We start from the raw sequence: 19,025 nt of genomic DNA on the forward strand, positions 1-19,025 counted from the left end.
GGCCAGTCGCGACATTTCCAGCGCCGTGGGTTTGGCGGTTCGCCTGGCTGGGCCTCGAATAAGGCCTGCGTCGCGACGGTAAGTCGCCGCGACGCAGGCCGGGGCCCTTATTGCGCGTTGAACGCCTGGCCATTGACGCCGGAACTGTCCGGGCCCATGAGGTACAGGTAGACCGGCATGATCTGCTCGGGTGTCGGATTGTTGAGCGGGTTTTCCCCCGGGTAGGCCTGGGCGCGCATGCTGGTGCGGGTGGCGCCGGGGTTGATGCTGTTGGCGCGCACGGCGGCGACGGTGTCGACTTCGTCGGCCAAGGTCTGCATCAGCCCTTCGGTGGCGAATTTGGACACGCCGTAGGCGCCCCAATACGCCCGGCCCTTGCGCCCGACGCTGCTGGAGGTGAACACCACGGACGCATCCTTGGACAACTTGAGCAAGGGCAGCAAGGTGCTGGTGAGCATGAACATCGCATTGACGTTGACGTGCATCACCCGCATGAAATTCTCACCGGACAACTGTTCCAGGGGGGTACGCGGGCCGATGATCGAGGCGTTGTGCAGCAGGCCGTCCAGATGACCGAACTCGGTTTCGATCATGGCCGCCAGTTCATCGTACTGATGAGGCAGCGCGGTTTCGAGGTTGAACGGGATCACCGCTGGCTGCGGATGACCGGCCGCTTCGATTTCATCATAGACCTGGGTCAGGTTGGCTTCGGTCTTGCCCAGCAGCAGCACGTTGGCACCGTGGGCAGCGTAGGCTTTCGCGGCAGCGGCACCGATCCCGCGACCGGCGCCGGTGACCAGAATCACCCGGCCATTGAGCAGGTCGGGGCGGGCGGAATAATCAAACATAAAAGAACCTCAGAAAATCAATCTGTTGGCAGAAGCTGTTGTGGCGAGGGGATTGATCCCCGCTATGTGGGGGCAGGCTGTGGGAGCAAAGCTTGCTCGCGAAACAGGCGCCTCGATTCCTGAAAGACCGTATTGCCTTCATCGCGGGCAAGCCTTGCTCCCACATGAATTCCTTCACTACAACCACAGTCACATCAGCAACTGCACAACGCGTTATCCAGCACCTCGCGCAGCGCCGATGGGTGATCGATCACCACATCCGCGCCCCAGTGCCTGGGGTTGTCGTCCGGGTGGATGTAGCCGTAGGTCACTGCGCAGGTCTTGGTGCCGGCGCTGCGACCGGACTCGATGTCCCGCAGGTCATCACCCACGAACAGCACGCTGGCCGGGTCCAGGTCGAGCAGCTTGCACGCCAGGGTCAGCGGTTCCGGGTCTGGCTTGCTGTTTGTCACGTGGTCAGGGCAGATCAGCACTTTCGAGCGTTCGGCCAGGCCCAGTTGCTGCATGATCGGTTCGGCGAAGCGCACCGGCTTGTTGGTGACCACGCCCCAGATCAGGTTGGCCGCTTCGATATCGGCCAGCACCTGGGCCATACCGTCGAACAAGTGGCTGTGGACCGCGCACCCCTTGAGGTAGCGGTCGAGGAACTCCTGGCGCAGTTCCTCGAACCCCGGTGATTCCGGGTCCATGGAAAAGGTCACCGCGACCATCGCCCGGGCGCCGCCGGAAATCTCGTCGCGAATGTGTTGCGTGTTCATCGGTGGCAAGCCACGGTCGGCGCGCATGGCCTGGCAGATGGCGATGAAATCTGGCGCGGTGTCGAGCAGCGTGCCGTCCATGTCGAAGAGAACCGCTTTGAGACGCATCGACTTACTCCTCGCGCAGGGTCTGGATCATGTAGTTGACGTCAACGTCGGCGGCCAGCTTGTAGTGCTTGGTCAGCGGGTTGTAGGTCAGGCCAATGATGTCCTTGACGGTCAGCCCGGCCGCACGGCTCCAGGCGCCCAGTTCGGAGGGGCGGATGAATTTCTTGAAGTCGTGAGTGCCGCGAGGCAGCAGCTTCATGATGTATTCGGCGCCGACAATGGCGAACAGGTAGGCCTTGGGGTTGCGGTTGATGGTGGAGAAAAACACCTGGCCGCCCGGCTTGACCATGCGAAAGCACGCGCGGATGACCGATGACGGGTCTGGCACGTGCTCGAGCATTTCCAGGCAGGTGACCACGTCGAATTGGCCGGGCATTTCTTCGGCCAGGGCTTCGGCGGTGATCTGCCGGTATTCGACGCTGACACCCGACTCCAGTTGATGCAGTTGTGCAACCGCCAGCGGCGCTTCGCCCATGTCGATGCCCATCACCGTCGCGCCGCGCTGGGCCATGGCTTCGCTGAGGATGCCGCCGCCACAACCGACGTCGAGCACCTTTTTGCCTGCGAGGTTGACCCGTTCGTCAATCCAGTTGACCCGCAGCGGGTTGATGTCGTGCAGCGGTTTGAATTCGCTTTCACGGTCCCACCAGCGATGGGCCAGGGCTTCGAATTTGGCGATTTCGGCGTGGTCGACGTTGCTCATGTGCAGATCCTCGAAAAGCTTGAAAAATCAGGTGCCCCGAGCCGTGGCTCAAGGGGCGTGGTTATTCGTCGTGGCCGCTGATGCGGCGACCCCAGGCCTGGGCCGTGGCGATCAGTCTGGATTCGTCCATGCGGGTCAGTCGGCCATCTTCCAATAGCGGCTTGCCGCCCACCCACAGGTGTTTTACGCAATCGCGGCCGGTGGCATAAATCAACTGCGACACCGGGTCATAGATCGGCTGCTGGGCCAGGCCCGACAGATCGAAGGCCACCAGGTCGGCGGCCTTGCCCACTTCCAGCGAGCCGACAGTGGCTTCGATGCCCAGCGCCCGGGCGCCATTGAGCGTGGCCATGCGCAGCGCCCGATGGGCATCCAGGGCCGTGGCCGAGCCGGCGACGGCCTTGGCCAACAGGGCAGCGGTGCGGGTTTCGCCGAGCAAATCCAGGTCATTGTTGCTCGCCGCACCGTCGGTGCCGAGGGCAACATTGACGCCGGCCTGCCACAGGCGTTCCACCGGGCAGAAACCGCTGGCCAGCTTCAGGTTCGATTCGGGGCAGTGGATCACGCTGCAATTGCTTTCTACCAGCAAGGCCTGGTCTTCGTCGCTGATTTGAGTCATGTGCACGGCCTGAAAGCGTGGCCCCAGCAGGCCAAGTCGTCCCAGGCGCGCCAGCGGTCGCTCCGCGGTGTTATCCACAGCCTGCTGCACTTCGAAGGCGGTTTCGTGAACATGCATATGAATGGCCGCGTCCAGTTCCTCGGCGATCACGCGGATTTTCTCCAGGTTCTCATCGCTCAGCGTGTAGGGCGCATGCGGGCCGAATGCAACTTTGAGCCGGGGGTGGTGCTTGAGGTCGCCAAACAACTCGATGCCCTGACGAATGGCTTCGTCGGCGCTGGCGGCACCGGGGACCGGGAAGTCGAGGATCGGAATCGCGATTTGCGCACGAATACCGCTGTCGTGGACACATTCGCTGGCGATCTTGGGATAGAAATACATGTCGCAGAAGCAGGTGATGCCGCCCTTGATCTGCTCGGCGATTGCCAGGTCGGTGCCATCGCGAACGAAATCTTCATCGACCCATTTGGCTTCCGCCGGCCAGATATGCTGTTGGAGCCAGGTCATCAAGGACAAGTCGTCGGCCAAGCCGCGGAGCAGGGTCATGGCTGCGTGGCCATGGGCATTGATCAGGCCGGGGCTGAGCAACATGCCGGGCAGCTCTCGGACCTGGGCGGCGTCACACTTGAGGGCTTCTGCCCGTGGGCCGATGAACACGATGCAGCCGTCGCGAATGCCCAGGCCATGATCCTTGAGCACTACACCGGCGGGTTCGACAGGCACCAACCAGGTCGGCAGCAATAATAAGTCGAGCGCAACGGCAGGCTTGGGCATCGTGGAGCGGTTCCATGGGGTATAAAGGATGGCGAAGTATACCCGAGCGTCTTCGCGGAGGGATCGCTATAATCGGCGGCTTTTGTTCATGAGTGCGGGGTGAAGGATGCGCGATCGACTATTGGCTGCGGAGAAGGTGAAGGCCATCGATTGGCGTGATGGCGTCCTGTACCTGTTGGACCAGCGTAGCTTGCCGTTCGAGGAAAGCTGGATCGCTTGCACCCGTGCCGCCGATGTGGCCGAGGCCATTGGCTCGAGGGCGGTGCGCGGCGCGCCGGTCATCGGCATCAGTGCGGCGTATGGCGTGGTGCTGGCGGCGCGGGCCAGGATGGCCGAGGGCGGTGACTGGCAAGCGGCGCTGGAGGCCGATTTTGCCTTGCTGACCCAGGCCCGGCCAACGGCGGCGAACCTCTTCTGGGCGCTGGATCGGATGCGCGACCGGCTAGGGCGCTTGAAAGGGCACGCCGAGCCGCTGTCGGTGCTTGAGGCCGAAGCCATCGCGATCCACGAGAGTGACCGCGAAGCCAACCTGACCATGGCCCAGCTCGGTGTCGACCTGATCCGCAAGCACCAGGGCAATGCCCAGGCCATCCTCACCCACGGCAACACCGGCGCCTTGGCGACCGGCGGCTTCGGCACGGCCTTGGGGGTGATCCGTGGCGCGTATATCGAAGGCATGGTGGAGCGCGTCTATGCCGACGAAACCCGTCCATGGCTGCAAGGCTCACGCCTGACGGCGTGGGAGTTGGCCCGCGAGGGTATCCCGGTGACCCTCAACGCCGATTCCGCCGCTGCCCACATCATGAAAACCAAGGGTGTGACTTGGGTGATCGTTGGTGCCGACTGCATCGCCGCCAATGGCGACGTGGCGAACAAGATCGGCACCTATCAACTGGCGGTCTGTGCCATGCACCATGGCGTGCGTTTCATGGTAGTGGCGCCGAGTTCGATCATCGACATGAGCTTGGCCTGTGGTGATGACATTCCGGTCGAGGAGGGCGACGGGCGTGAACTGCTGGAAATCGGTGGCAAGAGGCTTGGCGCGCAGGTGGACGCCTTCAACCCGAGGTTCGATGTCACCCCGGCGGATTTGATCGACGTCATCGTTACGGAGAAGGGCATCATCGAACGCCCGGACACCGCCAAGCTGGCGCAGTTGATGTGCCGCAAGCGGTTGCACTGAAGTTTGGAATGTCTGATCCATCGCCTTCGCGAGCAAGCCCGTTCCCACAGTGGAATGTGTTGTGGCCGATATCTCTGGCACACAAAAAATCCCCTGTGGGAGCGGGCTTGCTCGCGTAAAGGCCCTTAGGGGCAAAAAAACCCTTGCATTTGCACCCTGATTCTCCATCCAAAGCGCTTCTAAGCCCCTCTGATCCCATATCAGCCTGTCACCGGTCAACTAACTACGCACCATGCGCATCTGGGGGATAGGTGCGTGGCGGCTCTTGTGATAACATCCGGCGGTTTCCAAGGCTGCCTCGCGAGGTGGCCTTTACTGCGCAGATCCGTGGCATAACTCGTTGATTTGTCGTAAGTCGCTGCACGGCATTTGTTCTGCAGCGGCGAGCTTCGTTCGTCCCATCTGGATGTGACGAGGTTTCACCAGAAAAAGGAATCAGGCTTCTCATGGGCGAACTGGCCAAAGAAATCCTCCCGGTCAATATCGAAGACGAGCTGAAACAGTCCTACCTCGACTACGCAATGAGCGTGATCGTCGGGCGGGCGCTGCCGGATGCGCGCGATGGCTTGAAGCCCGTGCACCGGCGCGTACTGTTCGCGATGAGCGAGCTGGGCAACGACTTCAACAAGCCGTACAAGAAATCTGCCCGTGTCGTCGGCGACGTGATCGGTAAGTATCACCCCCACGGCGACACTGCCGTGTACGACACCATCGTTCGTATGGCCCAGCCATTCTCCTTGCGCTACCTGCTGGTAGACGGCCAGGGCAACTTCGGTTCCGTGGACGGCGACAACGCCGCGGCCATGCGATACACCGAAGTGCGCATGACCAAGCTGGCCCACGAACTGCTGGCCGACCTGCACAAGGAAACCGTGGACTGGGTGCCGAACTACGACGGCACCGAAATGATCCCGGCGGTCATGCCGACCCGTATCCCGAACCTGCTCGTCAACGGCTCCAGCGGTATTGCCGTAGGCATGGCGACCAACATCCCGCCGCACAACCTCGGTGAAGTCATCGACGGTTGCCTGGCCCTCATCGACAATCCCGAGCTGACCGTCGATGAGCTGATGCAGTACATCCCGGGCCCTGACTTCCCGACCGCCGCGATCATCAACGGTCGCGCCGGCATCATCGAGGCCTACCGCACCGGTCGTGGCCGCATTTACATGCGCGCCCGCTCCACCGTCGAAGACATCGACAAGGTCGGTGGCCGCCAGCAGATCGTCATCACCGAACTGCCGTACCAGCTGAACAAGGCCCGCCTGATCGAGAAGATCGCCGAGCTGGTGAAAGAGAAGAAGCTCGAAGGCATCACCGAGTTGCGTGACGAGTCCGACAAGGACGGCATGCGCGTCGTGATCGAGCTGCGTCGTGGCGAAGTGCCTGAGGTGATCCTCAACAACCTCTACGCCCAGACCCAACTGCAAAGCGTGTTCGGCATCAACATCGTTGCGCTGATCGACGGCCGTCCGCGGATCCTGAACCTCAAGGACCTGCTGGAAGCCTTCGTGCGTCACCGTCGCGAAGTGGTTACCCGCCGTACCGTGTTCGAGCTGCGCAAGGCTCGCGAGCGTGGTCACATTCTCGAAGGCCAGGCCGTTGCCCTGTCGAACATCGACCCGGTGATTGCCTTGATCAAGGCCTCGCCAACGCCGTCGGAAGCCAAGGAAGCGCTGATCAGCACCCCTTGGGAGTCCTCTGCGGTGGTGGCCATGGTCGAGCGCGCTGGCGCCGATTCGTGCCGCCCGGAGAACCTCGATCCGCAATACGGCCTGCGCGAAGGCAAGTACTTCCTGTCCCCGGAACAGGCGCAAGCCATCCTGGAACTGCGCCTGCACCGCCTGACCGGCCTGGAGCACGAGAAGCTGCTGGCCGAGTACCAGGAAATCCTCAACCAGATCGGCGAGCTGATTCGCATCCTCAACAGCGCCACGCGCCTGATGGAAGTGATCCGCGAAGAACTGGAAGTGATCCGCGCCGAATACGGCGATGTGCGCCGCACCGAGATCCTCGATGCGCGCCTGGACCTGACCCTGGGTGACATGATCCCGGAAGAAGAGCGCGTGGTGACCATTTCCCACGGCGGCTACGCCAAGACCCAGCCGCTGGCCGCCTACCAGGCCCAGCGTCGCGGCGGCAAAGGCAAGTCGGCGACCGGCGTCAAGGACGAGGACTACATCGCTCACCTGCTGGTCGCCAACAGCCACACCACGCTGCTGCTGTTCTCCAGCAAAGGCAAGGTGTACTGGCTCAAGACCTACGAAATCCCGGAAGCATCCCGTGCTGCCCGTGGTCGTCCGCTGGTCAACCTGTTGCCGCTCGATAGCGATGAATACATCACTACCATGCTGCCGGTGGAGCAATACACGGAAGGTCACTACATCTTCATGGCCACCGCCAAAGGCACCGTGAAGAAGACCCCGCTGGAATCCTTCAGCCGCCAGCGCAGCGTCGGCCTGATCGCCCTGGAGCTGGACGAAGGCGACGTGCTGATTTCCGCCGCCATCACCGACGGCGAGCGTGAGGTCATGCTGTTCTCCGACGGTGGCAAGGTCACTCGCTTCAAGGAATCCGACGTGCGTGCCATGGGCCGTACCGCCCGCGGTGTGCGCGGCATGCGCCTGCCCGAAGGCCAGAAGCTGATTTCCATGCTGATCCCCGAAGAAGGCAGCCAGATCCTCACCGCTTCGGCCCGTGGTTATGGCAAGCGCACGGCCATCAGCGAGTTCCCTGAGTACAAGCGTGGCGGCCAGGGCGTGATCGCCATGGTCAGCAACGACCGTAACGGTCGTCTGGTTGGCGCTGTCCAGGTGCTCGATGGCGAGGAGATCATGTTGATTTCCGACCAGGGTACCCTGGTGCGTACGCGAGTCGCCGAAGTGTCGAGCCTGGGCCGTAACACCCAGGGCGTGACGCTGATCAAGCTGGCCAGTGATGAAACGCTGGTAGGGCTTGAGCGAGTCCAGGAGCCATCGGAAGTCGAAGGCGAGGAACTGGAAGGCGAGGAAGGTGAGAACGGCGTGGCGTTCGACGGCACCCTGGGTGCCGATGTCGACGACGTGACCGGCGACCAATCGCTCGACGCTGCCGCAGACGAAGAAGAACCGCAGGACTAAGCGGACACGCAGGGGGCGGATGAAGATTCGCCCCCTTGTTGTTTGTTCCGGTTGAAATTTCGTATCAAATTGCAGCTTTGTGAGAACAAGGCTTGTGTGGGAGCAAGGCTTGTGGGAGCAAGGCTTGCCCGCGATGGCGGTAGACCAGTCAACATCAATGTTGGATGACAGTCTGCTATCGCGGGCAAGCCTTGCTCCCACACCTTTGCTCTCTCGCCCTAGGTCCACAATGCGCACCACCTGATACCGTATTAATTGCGTGAACCACCAGATCAGAGCGAGATTGGATGTGAGCAAGAGAGCCTATAACTTCTGTGCCGGCCCGGCGGCGCTTCCTGAGGCGGTCCTGAAGCGTGCCCAGGGTGAACTTCTCGACTGGCACGGCAAGGGCCTGTCGGTCATGGAAATGAGCCATCGCAGCGATGAGTTCGTGTCCATTGCCACCAAGGCCGAGCAGGACCTGCGTGATCTGCTGAACATCCCGTCCAACTACAAGGTGCTGTTCCTGCAGGGCGGCGCCAGCCAGCAGTTCGCCCAGGTTCCGCTGAACCTGCTGCCCGAAAGTGGCAAGGCCGACTACATCGACACCGGTATCTGGTCGCAGAAGGCCATTGAAGAAGCTTCGCGCTACGGTCACGTCAACGTGGCTGCCACCGCCAAGCCCTACGACTATTTCGCGATCCCTGGCCAGAACGAATGGAAGCTGTCCAAGGACGCGGCCTACGTTCACTACGCGCCGAACGAAACCATCGGTGGCCTGGAATTCAACTGGATCCCGGAAACCGGTGACGTTCCATTGGTGGCCGACATGTCCTCGGACATTCTCTCGCGCCCTGTGGATATCTCCCGTTTCGGCATGATCTACGCCGGTGCCCAGAAAAACATCGGCCCTAGCGGCATCCTGGTCAGCATCATTCGTGAAGACCTGCTGGGGCGTGCCCGTTCCCTGTGCCCGACCATGCTCAACTACAAGGTCGCGGCCGACAACGGCTCGATGTACAACACCCCGCCGACCCTGGCCTGGTACCTCTCCGGCCTGGTGTTCGAATGGCTGAAGGAGCAGGGCGGTGTCGAAGCCATCGGTAAGCTCAACGAAGTGAAGCAGCGCACGCTGTATGACTTCATCGACGCCAGCGGCCTCTACAGCAACCCGATCAACAAGACCGATCGCTCGTGGATGAACGTGCCGTTCCGCCTGGCCGACGACCGTCTGGACAAACCGTTCCTGGCCGGTGCCGACGAGCGTGGCCTGTTGAACCTCAAGGGCCACCGTTCGGTCGGTGGCATGCGCGCCTCCATCTACAATGCCGTCGACATCACCGCCGTCAATGCGTTGATCGCCTACATGGCAGAGTTCGAGAAGGAACATGGCTGATGTCTGAGCAAGAACTCAAGGCGCTGCGCCTGCGCATCGATGCCCTGGACGAAAAAGTCCTGGAGCTGATCAGCGAGCGCGCGCGCTGCGCCCAGGAAGTCGCCCGGGTGAAGATGGCCTCCCTGGCCGAAGGCGAAGTGCCGGTGTTCTATCGTCCTGAGCGTGAAGCTCAGGTGCTCAAGCGTGTCATGGAGCGCAACAAGGGGCCGCTGGGTAACGAAGAGATGGCGCGGTTGTTCCGCGAAATCATGTCGTCGTGCCTGGCGCTCGAGCAGCCGCTGAAAGTCGCCTACCTGGGCCCGGAGGGCACCTTCACCCAGGCTGCAGCCATGAAGCACTTCGGTCACGCCGTGATCAGCAAGCCGATGGCGGCCATCGACGAAGTCTTCCGTGAAGTGGCGGCCGGCGCGGTGAATTTCGGCGTGGTGCCGGTGGAGAACTCCACCGAAGGCGCGGTCAACCACACGCTGGACAGCTTCCTGGAACATGACATGGTGATCTGCGGCGAAGTCGAGCTGCGTATCCACCATCACCTGCTGGTCGGCGAGAACACCAAGACCGACAGCATCAGCCGGATCTACTCCCACGCCCAGTCGTTGGCCCAGTGCCGCAAGTGGCTGGACGCCCATTACCCGAACGTCGAGCGCGTAGCGGTATCGAGCAACGCCGAAGCGGCCAAGCGGGTCAAGGGTGAATGGAACTCGGCGGCGATTGCCGGCGACATGGCAGCCGGCCTGTACGGGCTGACTCGCCTGGCCGAGAAAATCGAGGATCGCCCGGACAACTCCACGCGGTTCCTGATGATCGGTAGCCAGGAAGTACCGCCGACCGGCGACGACAAAACCTCGATCATCGTTTCCATGAGCAACAAGCCCGGCGCGCTCCATGAACTGCTGGTGCCGTTCCACGACAACGGTATCGACCTGACGCGGATCGAGACCCGTCCGTCGCGCAGCGGTAAATGGACCTACGTGTTCTTCATCGATTTCGTCGGCCACCACCGCGATCCGCTGGTAAAAGGTGTGCTGGAGAAAATCAGTCAGGAAGCAGTGGCACTCAAGGTGCTGGGTTCCTACCCCAAGGCAGTTCTTTAAGGGCGGATAGCAAATGAGTGGCAACTTCCTCGCTCTGGCTCAGCCAGGCGTGCAACAACTCTCGCCTTACGTTCCGGGCAAACCCGTGGACGAACTGGCCCGCGAGCTGGACCTGGATCCGGCCAGAATCGTCAAGTTGGCGAGCAACGAAAACCCGTTGGGCGCGAGCCCCAAGGCACTGGCGGCGATCCGCGACGAACTGGCCGAGCTGACCCGTTACCCCGATGGCAATGGGTTCGCTTTGAAAAGCCTGCTGGCCGAGCGCTGTGGTGTCGAGCTGGACCAAGTCACGCTGGGCAATGGCTCCAACGACATTCTCGAGCTGGTGGCGCGCGCCTACCTGGCACCAGGTCTCAACGCCGTGTTCAGCGAGCACGCGTTTGCGGTCTACCCGATCGCGACCCAGGCCGTGGGTGCCGATGCCCATGTGGTTCCGGCCAAGGACTGGGGGCACGATCTGCCGGCCATGCTGGCCGCCATCGACGCCAACACGCGGGTGGTCTTCATTGCCAACCCGAACAACCCGACCGGCACCTGGTTCGATGCCCAGGCCCTGGACGACTTCCTGCAAGACGTGCCCGCGCACGTGCTCGTGGTGCTGGACGAGGCCTACATCGAATACGCCGAAGGCAGTGATTTGCCCGATGGCCTGGATTTCCTTGCGGCCTACCCGAACTTGCTGGTTTCGCGCACGTTCTCTAAGGCCTATGGCCTGGCTTCGCTGCGGGTCGGCTACGGCCTGTCCACCGCCGTGGTGGCCGATGTGCTGAACCGCGTGCGCCAGCCGTTCAACGTCAACAGCTTCGCCCTGGCCGCCGCCTGCGCCGCCTTGCAGGATGAGGCTTACCTGGCCGAAAGCCGCCGCCTGAACGCGGCCGGCATGCAGCAGTTGGAAGCGGGGTTCCGTGAGCTGGGCTTGAGCTGGATTCCATCCAAAGGCAACTTCATCTGCGTCGACCTGGGGCGTGTCGCCGCACCGGTGTACCAGGGGCTGTTGCGCGAAGGTGTAATCGTACGTCCGGTGGCCAACTACGGCATGCCGAATCACTTGCGCATCACCATCGGCCTGCCCGCGGAAAACAGCCGTTTCCTTGAGGCGTTGAGCAAGGTTCTGGCTCGTGGTTGATGTCACTTCGCTGCAACGTGCTGCCCCTATGATCGGTCGCCTGGTGGTGGTCGGCCTGGGGTTGATTGGCGGTTCGTTTGCCAAGGGCTTGCGCGAAAGCGGCCTGTGCCGCGAGGTGGTCGGTGTTGACCTGGATCCGCAGTCGCGCAAGCTGGCCGTGGAGTTGGGGGTGGTCGATCGTTGCGAAGAAGACCTGGCGATCGCTTGCCAGGGCGCGGACGTGATCCAATTGGCGGTGCCGATCCTGGCCATGGAAAAACTGCTGGCGCGTCTGGCCACCATGAACCTGGGGCAAGCGATCCTGACCGACGTCGGCAGCGCCAAGGGCAATGTCGTGCGTGCGGCCACTGAGGCCTTCGGCGGGATGCCGGCGCGCTTCGTGCCCGGCCATCCGATTGCCGGTTCCGAGCAGAGCGGGGTGGAAGCCTCCAACGCCGAGCTGTTTCGTCGCCACAAAGTGATCCTCACGCCGCTGGACCAGACGGATCCAGCCGCGCTGGCGGTGGTGGACCGTTTGTGGCGCGAGCTGGGCGCCGATGTCGAGCACATGCAGGTCGAGCGTCACGATGAAGTGTTGGCGGCCACCAGCCACTTGCCGCACCTGTTGGCGTTCGGCCTGGTGGATTCGTTGGCCAAACGCAATGAAAATCTTGAGATCTTCCGTTACGCTGCCGGCGGTTTCCGCGATTTCACGAGAATCGCTGGAAGCGACCCGGTCATGTGGCACGACATCTTCCTCGCCAACCGCGAAGCTGTCTTGCGCACACTCGATACATTTCGCAGCGACCTCGACGCCTTGCGCGACGCGGTCGATGCAGGGGACGGGCACCAATTGCTGGGCGTTTTCACACGCGCCAGGGTGGCCCGCGAGCATTTCAGTAAAATCCTGGCCCGTCGGGCCTATGTGGACGCTATGAACTCCAACGATCTGATTTTCCTGGCACAACCTGGTGGCTCCCTGAGTGGGCGTATTCGTGTACCGGGCGATAAATCGATTTCCCACCGTTCGATCATGCTCGGCTCCCTGGCCGAAGGCGTGACCGAGGTGGAAGGTTTCCTCGAGGGCGAAGACGCCCTGGCGACGCTGCAAGCGTTTCGCGACATGGGGGTGGTCATCGAAGGCCCGCACCACGGTCGCGTGACCATCCATGGTGTTGGCCTGCACGGCCTCAAGCCGGCCCCGGGGCCAATCTACCTGGGGAACTCTGGGACCTCGATGCGCCTGTTGTCCGGCCTGCTGGCCGCGCAGGACTTCGATAGCACCCTGACCGGTGACGCTTCGTTGTCCAAGCGCCCGATGAATCGCGTCGCCAACCCGTTGCGGGAAATGGGCGCGGTCATCGAGACGGCCGCCGACGGTCGCCCGCCGATGATCATCCGCGGTGGCAACAAGCTCAAAGGCCTGACCTACACCATGCCAATGGCCAGCGCCCAGGTTAAATCCTGTCTGCTGCTGGCGGGTCTCTACGCCGAGGGCAAGACCACCGTCACCGAACCGGCCCCGACCCGCGACCATACCGAGCGCATGCTGCGCGGCTTCGGCTACCCGGTCACGGTCGATGGCGCCACGGCGTCCGTCGAGTCTGGCGGTAAGCTGACCGCTACCCACATCGAAGTGCCGGGCGACATCTCGTCGTCGGCATTCTTCCTGGTGGCCGCCTCGATCGCCGAGGGCTCCGACCTGGTGCTCGAGCACGTCGGCATCAACCCGACCCGTACCGGCGTGATCGACATCCTGCGCCTGATGGGCGCCGACATCACCTTGGAAAACCAGCGTGAAGTCGGCGGCGAACCTGTGGCGGACCTGCGCGTACGAGCAGCTAAACTCAAAGGTATCGAGATTCCGGAAGCGCTGGTTCCGCTGGCCATCGACGAGTTCCCGGTGCTGTTCGTGGCGGCCGCCTGTGCAGAAGGGCGCACCGTATTGACTGGCGCCGAAGAGCTGAGGGTCAAGGAATCGGATCGCATCCAGGTGATGGCTGACGGCTTGCTAGCCCTGGGCGTCAAGTGCCAGCCAACGCCGGACGGCATCATCATCGACGGCGGCCAGATCGGCGGCGGCGAAGTTCATGGTCACGGTGACCACCGTATCGCCATGGCTTTCAGTGTTGCGTCTTTGCGCGCCAGCGCGCCGATTCGCATCCATGATTGCGCCAACGTCGCGACGTCGTTCCCGAACTTCCTGGCGCTGTGCGCACAGGTCGGTATCCGAGTAGCGCAAGAGGCACAGTCGTGAACATCGAGGCACCGGTCATCACCATCGATGGCCCAAGCGGTTCGGGCAAGGGCACCGTCGCCGGGATCCTGGCCAGGCAGTTGGGCTGGAACCTGCTCGATTCGGGTGCCTTGTACCGTCTGCTGGCCTTCGCCGCCGCCAACCACGGCGTCGACCTGACCAACGAAGAACTGCTCAAGGCGCTGGCCGCTCATCTGGACGTGCAATTCATTGCGGCGACCGACGGTCAGCTCCAGCGCATCATTCTGGAAGGTGACGAAGTCAGCGACGTCATCCGTACCGAAAGCGTGGGTGCCGGGGCCTCCCAGGTCGCCGCGCTGCCCGCGGTGCGCGAAGCCCTGCTGCAACGCCAGCGCGCATTCCAGGAGCCGCCGGGGTTGGTGGCGGACGGTCGCGACATGGGCACGGTGGTTTTCCCCGATGCGCCGCTGAAGATCTTCCTCACCGCCAGTGCGGAGGAGAGGGCGCGTCGCCGATATTTGCAGTTGAAGGGCAAAGGCGAAGATGTTAGCCTGTCGAGTCTGCTAGATGAGATCCGTGCACGCGATGAGCGTGACACCCAGCGCGCAGTAGCCCCGCTCAAGCCGGCGGCCGACGCGATACAGCTGGATTCCACGGAGTTGTCCATCGATCAGGTGCTGCAACGCATCATGAGCGAGATCGCCATTCGCGATATCGCCGGGTGACCAGGAAGCTTCGCAGGGGACCAGTCATAGTCCTGCGATGCTTCTTTTATATGAAACTAACCCACATCGTCTGGGATGTGGAGGCGGGCGTATTCTTCGCCCTAATCAACAGGAATTAAAATGAGCGAAAGCTTTGCGGAACTCTTTGAAGAAAGCCTGAAAACCCTGAACCTTCAGGCAGGCTCCATCATCACCGGTGTTATCGTTGATATCGATTACCAAGCTCGCTGGGTAACCGTTCACGCTGGTCTGAAGTCTGAAGCACTCATCCCGCTTGAGCAGTTCTACAACGACGCTGGCGAACTGAACATCAACGTCGGTGACGAAGTTCACGTGGCGCTGGACTCGGTTGAAGATGGCTTTGGTGAAACCAAGCTGTCCCGTGAAAAAGCCAAGCGCGCTGAATGCTGGATCGTTCTGGAAGCGGCTTTCGCAGCTGAGGAAGTGGTCAAGGGCGTTATCAACGGTAAGGTTAAAGGCGGCTTCACTGTCGACGTTAACGGCATCCGTGCGTTCCTGCCAGGTTCCCTGGTTGACGTCCGTCCAGTGCGCGACACCACGCACCTGGAAGGCAAAGAGCTGGAATTCAAGGTCATCAAGCTGGACCAGAAGCGCAACAACGTTGTCGTTTCCCGTCGCAGTGTCCTGGAAGCCGAGAACTCCGCCGAGCGTGAAGCTCTGCTGGAATCGCTGCAGGAAGGCCAGCAGGTCAAGGGTATCGTCAAGAACCTCACCGATTACGGCGCATTCGTCGATCTGGGTGGCGTCGATGGCCTGCTGCACATCACCGACATGGCCTGGAAGCGTATCAAGCATCCTTCGGAAATCGTCAACGTTGGCGACGAGATCGATGTCAAGGTTCTGAAGTACGATCGCGAGCGCAATCGTGTTTCCCTGGGCCTCAAGCAACTGGGTGAAGATCCATGGGTCGCTATCAAAGCCCGTTACCCAGAAAGCACCCGCGTCACCGCTCGTGTTACCAACCTCACCGACTACGGCTGCTTCGCTGAGCTGGAAGAAGGCGTTGAAGGCCTGGTACACGTTTCCGAAATGGACTGGACCAACAAGAACATCCACCCTTCGAAAGTCGTACAAGTCGGCGACGAAGTGGAAGTCATGGTTCTGGACATCGACGAAGAGCGTCGTCGTATCTCCCTCGGCATCAAGCAGTGCAAGTCCAACCCATGGGAAGACTTCTCTGGCCAGTTCAACAAGGGCGATAAAATCTCCGGCACCATCAAGTCGATCACCGATTTCGGTATCTTCATTGGTCTGGACGGCGGCATCGACGGCCTGGTTCACCTGTCCGACATCTCCTGGAACGAAGTGGGCGAAGAAGCCGTACGCCGTTTCAAGAAGGGCGACGAACTGGACACCGTTATCCTGTCGGTTGACCCAGAGCGCGAGCGCATCTCCCTGGGCATCAAGCAACTGGAAAGCGATCCGTTCTCTGAGTACGTTCAAGAGAACGACAAAGGCGCAATCGTTAAGGGCATCGTGAAAGAAGTTGACGCCAAAGGCGCCATCATCACCCTGGCCGACGATATCGAAGCGACTCTGAAAGCCTCCGAAATCAGCCGTGACCGCGTTGAAGACGCGCGCAACGTTCTGAAAGAAGGCGAAGAAGTAGAAGCCAAGATCATCAGCGTTGACCGCAAGAGCCGCGTAATCCAGCTCTCCATCAAGTCGAAAGACGATGCTGAAGAGAAAGAAGCAATCCAGAGCCTGCGCGACAAGCCAGCCGCTGACATTGCTGCTGGTCCTACCACTCTGGGCGACCTGCTGCGTGCACAAATGGAAAAACAGAACTGAGTTCTGTCAGACCATAAAAAAAGGGCGACTTCGGTCGCCCTTTTTTGTGGCTGCGATTCCTTGTATGAGCTGCCGAAGGCTGCGATCTTTTCGGCTGTGCCACGAAACCAACCTTCAAGCCTGGCTGTCTCTTTTGTTAAGCAAATCATCTCTCGTCCAGTTCCTGCCCCATACTTGAAGCCCAAACGCCGCAAAGTCCTCAATCAAAGGATGCGAATGAACAAGCTCTTCCTGATACTGACCCTGCTCGTATTAGCCGGCTGCACCACAAGCGCCAAGACCCACGCAGTGCGTGGTGTCAGTGGTATCGAGGTCGACTGCTCGGGGTTGGGTTCTGGCTGGGAGAAGTGCCATAAGAGAGCGGCAAGAGAGTGCAAGGGGGCGGGTTACAAGGTGATTACCCGATCCGACGACGCGAAGGACGAAGATTGGTACCCCTTTGGCTTCAATCCGGCTGGCTATCTGACTCGCACGATGCTGGTCATCTGTCGATAGTGTCTCCCTGCTTGCGCGGAAAGAGGCAGTAGGGGAGTCAAGAAGAATGTCAATACTTGGGCTGTTCAAATCCCTCCGGTCATGCTAAAACCTTTTCAAGCGATTTTCCTAGCTGCTTGAAAAAGAAGGGAAAAATATGACGAAGTCGGAGTTGATCGAACGAATTGTCACCCATCAAGGGCTACTCTCATCCAAGGATGTGGAGCTGGCCATCAAGACCATGCTTGAACAAATGTCCCAGTGCCTGGCTACGGGAGATCGTATCGAAATCCGTGGTTTCGGCAGCTTTTCCCTGCATTACCGCGCTCCGCGGGTTGGGCGCAACCCCAAAACGGGTCAGTCCGTCAGTCTTGATGGGAAGTTCGTTCCTCATTTCAAACCAGGCAAAGAGCTTAGGGATCGTGTGAATGAGGAGGAGGGGGATGAGCTCTGACGGAGCCCCAAAACAGAGGAGTTCTCATGCGGAACTTTAAACGCTTGGCCCTTGTCGTACTTGCGCTGCTCGTGGCTTCAGCTATCGTCCTGTTCGTGCTTGAAAACAACCAGCCAGTGGCACTGCTGTTTCTGGGCTGGTCAGCTCCGCAGCTTCCCGTTTCGGTTTTCGTGATCCTGGCGCTTCTCGCTGGTATGATAGTCGGGCCGTCGCTTGCGTGGTTCCTAGGGATGCGTAGACGGCCGAAGTAATGGATATGTGAGCCCAGTAGTCTTGGTGTAAGGATCACGACCAACAATTTTTTCTGACTTTGGGTGTGTTTTGTTCAAAATTAACTTGATTCAGTTTGTCGCTGTGCCCGTCTTGCCCTTTAGTGAGTTCGATGTGTCTGTAGACGCAATGCCAAAAAAGGGAGTCGGGGTCACCCATGCAAAATAACCGTATTGAAACCCCTGGCGCCAATGAGATCGATCTGATTGCGCTTGCGCGCGGGCTCTGGGGGCAAAAGTGGTTGATCCTTGCGGTCACCTTGTTGGTTACCGCGGGTGCAGCTGCTTATGCGTACCTCAGTAAGCCGGTTTATGAAGCCAAGCTTTTTATCATGCCACCCACTCAGAACGGTATTGCTGAGTTGAACTATGGTCGAGGGAAAAGCACTGAGCTGGATCTTTATTCCATCAAGCATGTTTATGATGTATTTGTCCGAAATTTACAAAGCGAATCTCTCCGGCAGGCTTTCTTTAATGAGGTTTATCTTCCTTCTCTTGATGAATCTGAACGAAAGGGCGCGCTCGATCGCTTGTATGAACGTTTTTCTCGAGAGTTAGTAACAAGGGGGGCAGGTAAAGGTACCGCGGACCGCTATTCGGTTACGGTCCAGGGTGAAGACCCCGTTCGAGCGACGGAATGGGCGAAAGCGTATGTGGCGCGCGCCAGTGAAGCCGCTGAGTCAGAGTTGATCAAGAACGTTACGGCTGAGGCTGCGGTAAGGGCGCGTAATCTGGAGCAGCGTATTGTCGGTTTGCGCGAAACTGCGCAGCGACTACGTGAGGATCGGATTCAGCAATTGCGCGAAGCATTGAAGATCGCCGAAGCAATCGGCCTCACCAGCCCGAGTATAAATTCCACGGCGGCTGTTGATATAACGGTAGAAACTGGCAATAAAATGGATTACCAGCGAGGCAGTAAAGCCTTGGCAGCGGAAGTGAAAGCGCTCGAGTCGAGAACTTCTGATGACGCCTTCATATCGGATTTGCGTTCGCTCCAAATGCGATACAGTTTTTACCGTAAGCTGAATATTGATCCGGAAAGCATTTCGGTTTATCGGCAAGACGGTAGCGTCGAGGTGCCGCAAAGCCCGATTAAACCAAGAAAGGCTTTGATATTGCTGCTGGGCATTATTGCTGGCGGGGTATTGGGTGGTTTTATAGCGTTAATTCGATTTGCAGTTGTTCGGGGTAAGAAACAGCAAGTGTAGGGTTAAGAGGGTTAGTTTCTTAACTCTAGAATGTTTTCGCAGCGCTTTTAGAAAGGCGCCTCCAAATGATTACTTAGGCCCGTCTTTGTGAGGATTATCTTCGTGAAGTCGGGCTTTTTGCTGGTATGAGAAGTTAATGGAAGTTGGAATTCTGATCTGGAGCAGGGTAGAAGGTTGTG

The 19,025-nt window shown here is 60.2% G+C and carries 16 protein-coding genes; 12 read left to right on the top strand and 4 right to left on the bottom strand.

Annotation, left to right across the window (positions count from 1 at the left end):
• Positions 1-107: 107 nt before the first annotated feature.
• From GFU70_RS08110 to GFU70_RS08125, 4 genes are all read right to left on the bottom strand, one after another.
• Positions 108-848 carry a YciK family oxidoreductase gene (locus GFU70_RS08110; protein WP_153387833.1) on the bottom strand — a complete coding sequence of 247 codons (741 nt, stop codon included), beginning with the start codon at positions 846-848 and terminating at the stop codon, positions 108-110.
• A gap of 194 nt (positions 849-1,042) precedes the next feature.
• On the bottom strand, positions 1,043-1,714 hold the full coding sequence (mupP, locus tag GFU70_RS08115) for an N-acetylmuramic acid 6-phosphate phosphatase MupP (RefSeq protein WP_058543221.1): 672 nt from the start codon (positions 1,712-1,714) through the stop codon (positions 1,043-1,045).
• 4 nt (positions 1,715-1,718) lie between these two features.
• Entirely contained in the window at positions 1,719-2,417 is a 699-nt protein-coding gene (ubiG, locus tag GFU70_RS08120) for a bifunctional 2-polyprenyl-6-hydroxyphenol methylase/3-demethylubiquinol 3-O-methyltransferase UbiG (RefSeq protein ID WP_003199224.1), read from the bottom strand.
• A 61-nt stretch (positions 2,418-2,478) separates the two neighbouring features.
• The gene (locus GFU70_RS08125; RefSeq protein ID WP_058543222.1) at positions 2,479-3,810 is read right to left on the bottom strand and encodes a TRZ/ATZ family hydrolase; all 1,332 of its coding nucleotides are present in this window, start codon (positions 3,808-3,810) and stop codon (positions 2,479-2,481) included.
• A gap of 106 nt (positions 3,811-3,916) precedes the next feature.
• Between GFU70_RS08125 and mtnA the strand changes: the two genes are divergently transcribed.
• From mtnA to GFU70_RS08185, 12 genes are all read left to right on the top strand, one after another.
• A complete protein-coding gene (mtnA, locus tag GFU70_RS08130; RefSeq protein WP_153387834.1) occupies positions 3,917-4,993 on the top strand; it encodes an S-methyl-5-thioribose-1-phosphate isomerase in 1,077 nt (358 codons plus the stop codon).
• Between the two features lie 446 nt (positions 4,994-5,439).
• Positions 5,440-8,112, top strand: coding sequence for a DNA gyrase subunit A (gene gyrA / locus GFU70_RS08135; protein ID WP_153387835.1), 2,673 nt, complete (start codon positions 5,440-5,442; stop codon positions 8,110-8,112).
• A 289-nt stretch (positions 8,113-8,401) separates the two neighbouring features.
• On the top strand, positions 8,402-9,487 hold the full coding sequence (serC, locus tag GFU70_RS08140) for a 3-phosphoserine/phosphohydroxythreonine transaminase (protein WP_058543225.1): 1,086 nt from the start codon (positions 8,402-8,404) through the stop codon (positions 9,485-9,487).
• Complete coding sequence (pheA, locus tag GFU70_RS08145) at positions 9,487-10,581, top strand: prephenate dehydratase (protein WP_003199233.1); 1,095 nt, start codon at positions 9,487-9,489, stop codon at positions 10,579-10,581. Before serC ends, pheA begins: the two co-directional genes overlap by 1 nt.
• Before the next feature lie 13 nt (positions 10,582-10,594).
• Positions 10,595-11,707, top strand: coding sequence for a histidinol-phosphate transaminase (gene hisC, locus GFU70_RS08150; RefSeq protein ID WP_153387836.1), 1,113 nt, complete (start codon positions 10,595-10,597; stop codon positions 11,705-11,707).
• 28 nt (positions 11,708-11,735) lie between these two features.
• Complete coding sequence (locus tag GFU70_RS08155; protein WP_264295993.1) at positions 11,736-13,943, top strand: bifunctional prephenate dehydrogenase/3-phosphoshikimate 1-carboxyvinyltransferase; 2,208 nt, start codon at positions 11,736-11,738, stop codon at positions 13,941-13,943.
• Positions 13,940-14,629, top strand: coding sequence for a (d)CMP kinase (gene cmk / locus GFU70_RS08160; protein WP_153387837.1), 690 nt, complete (start codon positions 13,940-13,942; stop codon positions 14,627-14,629). Before GFU70_RS08155 ends, cmk begins: the two co-directional genes overlap by 4 nt.
• A 120-nt stretch (positions 14,630-14,749) precedes the next feature.
• The gene (gene rpsA / locus GFU70_RS08165) at positions 14,750-16,441 is read left to right on the top strand and encodes a 30S ribosomal protein S1 (protein WP_058543229.1); all 1,692 of its coding nucleotides are present in this window, start codon (positions 14,750-14,752) and stop codon (positions 16,439-16,441) included.
• A gap of 216 nt (positions 16,442-16,657) precedes the next feature.
• Positions 16,658-16,936, top strand: coding sequence for a hypothetical protein (locus tag GFU70_RS08170; protein WP_058543230.1), 279 nt, complete (start codon positions 16,658-16,660; stop codon positions 16,934-16,936).
• Positions 16,937-17,072: 136 nt separating this feature from the next.
• Positions 17,073-17,369, top strand: coding sequence for an integration host factor subunit beta (gene ihfB / locus GFU70_RS08175; protein WP_003199243.1), 297 nt, complete (start codon positions 17,073-17,075; stop codon positions 17,367-17,369).
• 26 nt (positions 17,370-17,395) lie between these two features.
• Entirely contained in the window at positions 17,396-17,620 is a 225-nt protein-coding gene (locus tag GFU70_RS08180; protein WP_041475801.1) for a lipopolysaccharide assembly protein LapA domain-containing protein, read from the top strand.
• Positions 17,621-17,796: 176 nt separating this feature from the next.
• Positions 17,797-18,846 (top strand): LPS O-antigen chain length determinant protein WzzB, encoded by a 1,050-nt coding sequence (locus tag GFU70_RS08185; protein WP_153387838.1) that lies wholly within the window; start codon positions 17,797-17,799, stop codon positions 18,844-18,846.
• Positions 18,847-19,025 lie beyond the last annotated feature (179 nt).

The organism is Pseudomonas brassicacearum (genome assembly GCF_009601685.2).
Classification (GTDB): Bacteria; Pseudomonadota; Gammaproteobacteria; order Pseudomonadales; family Pseudomonadaceae; genus Aquipseudomonas; species Aquipseudomonas kilonensis_B.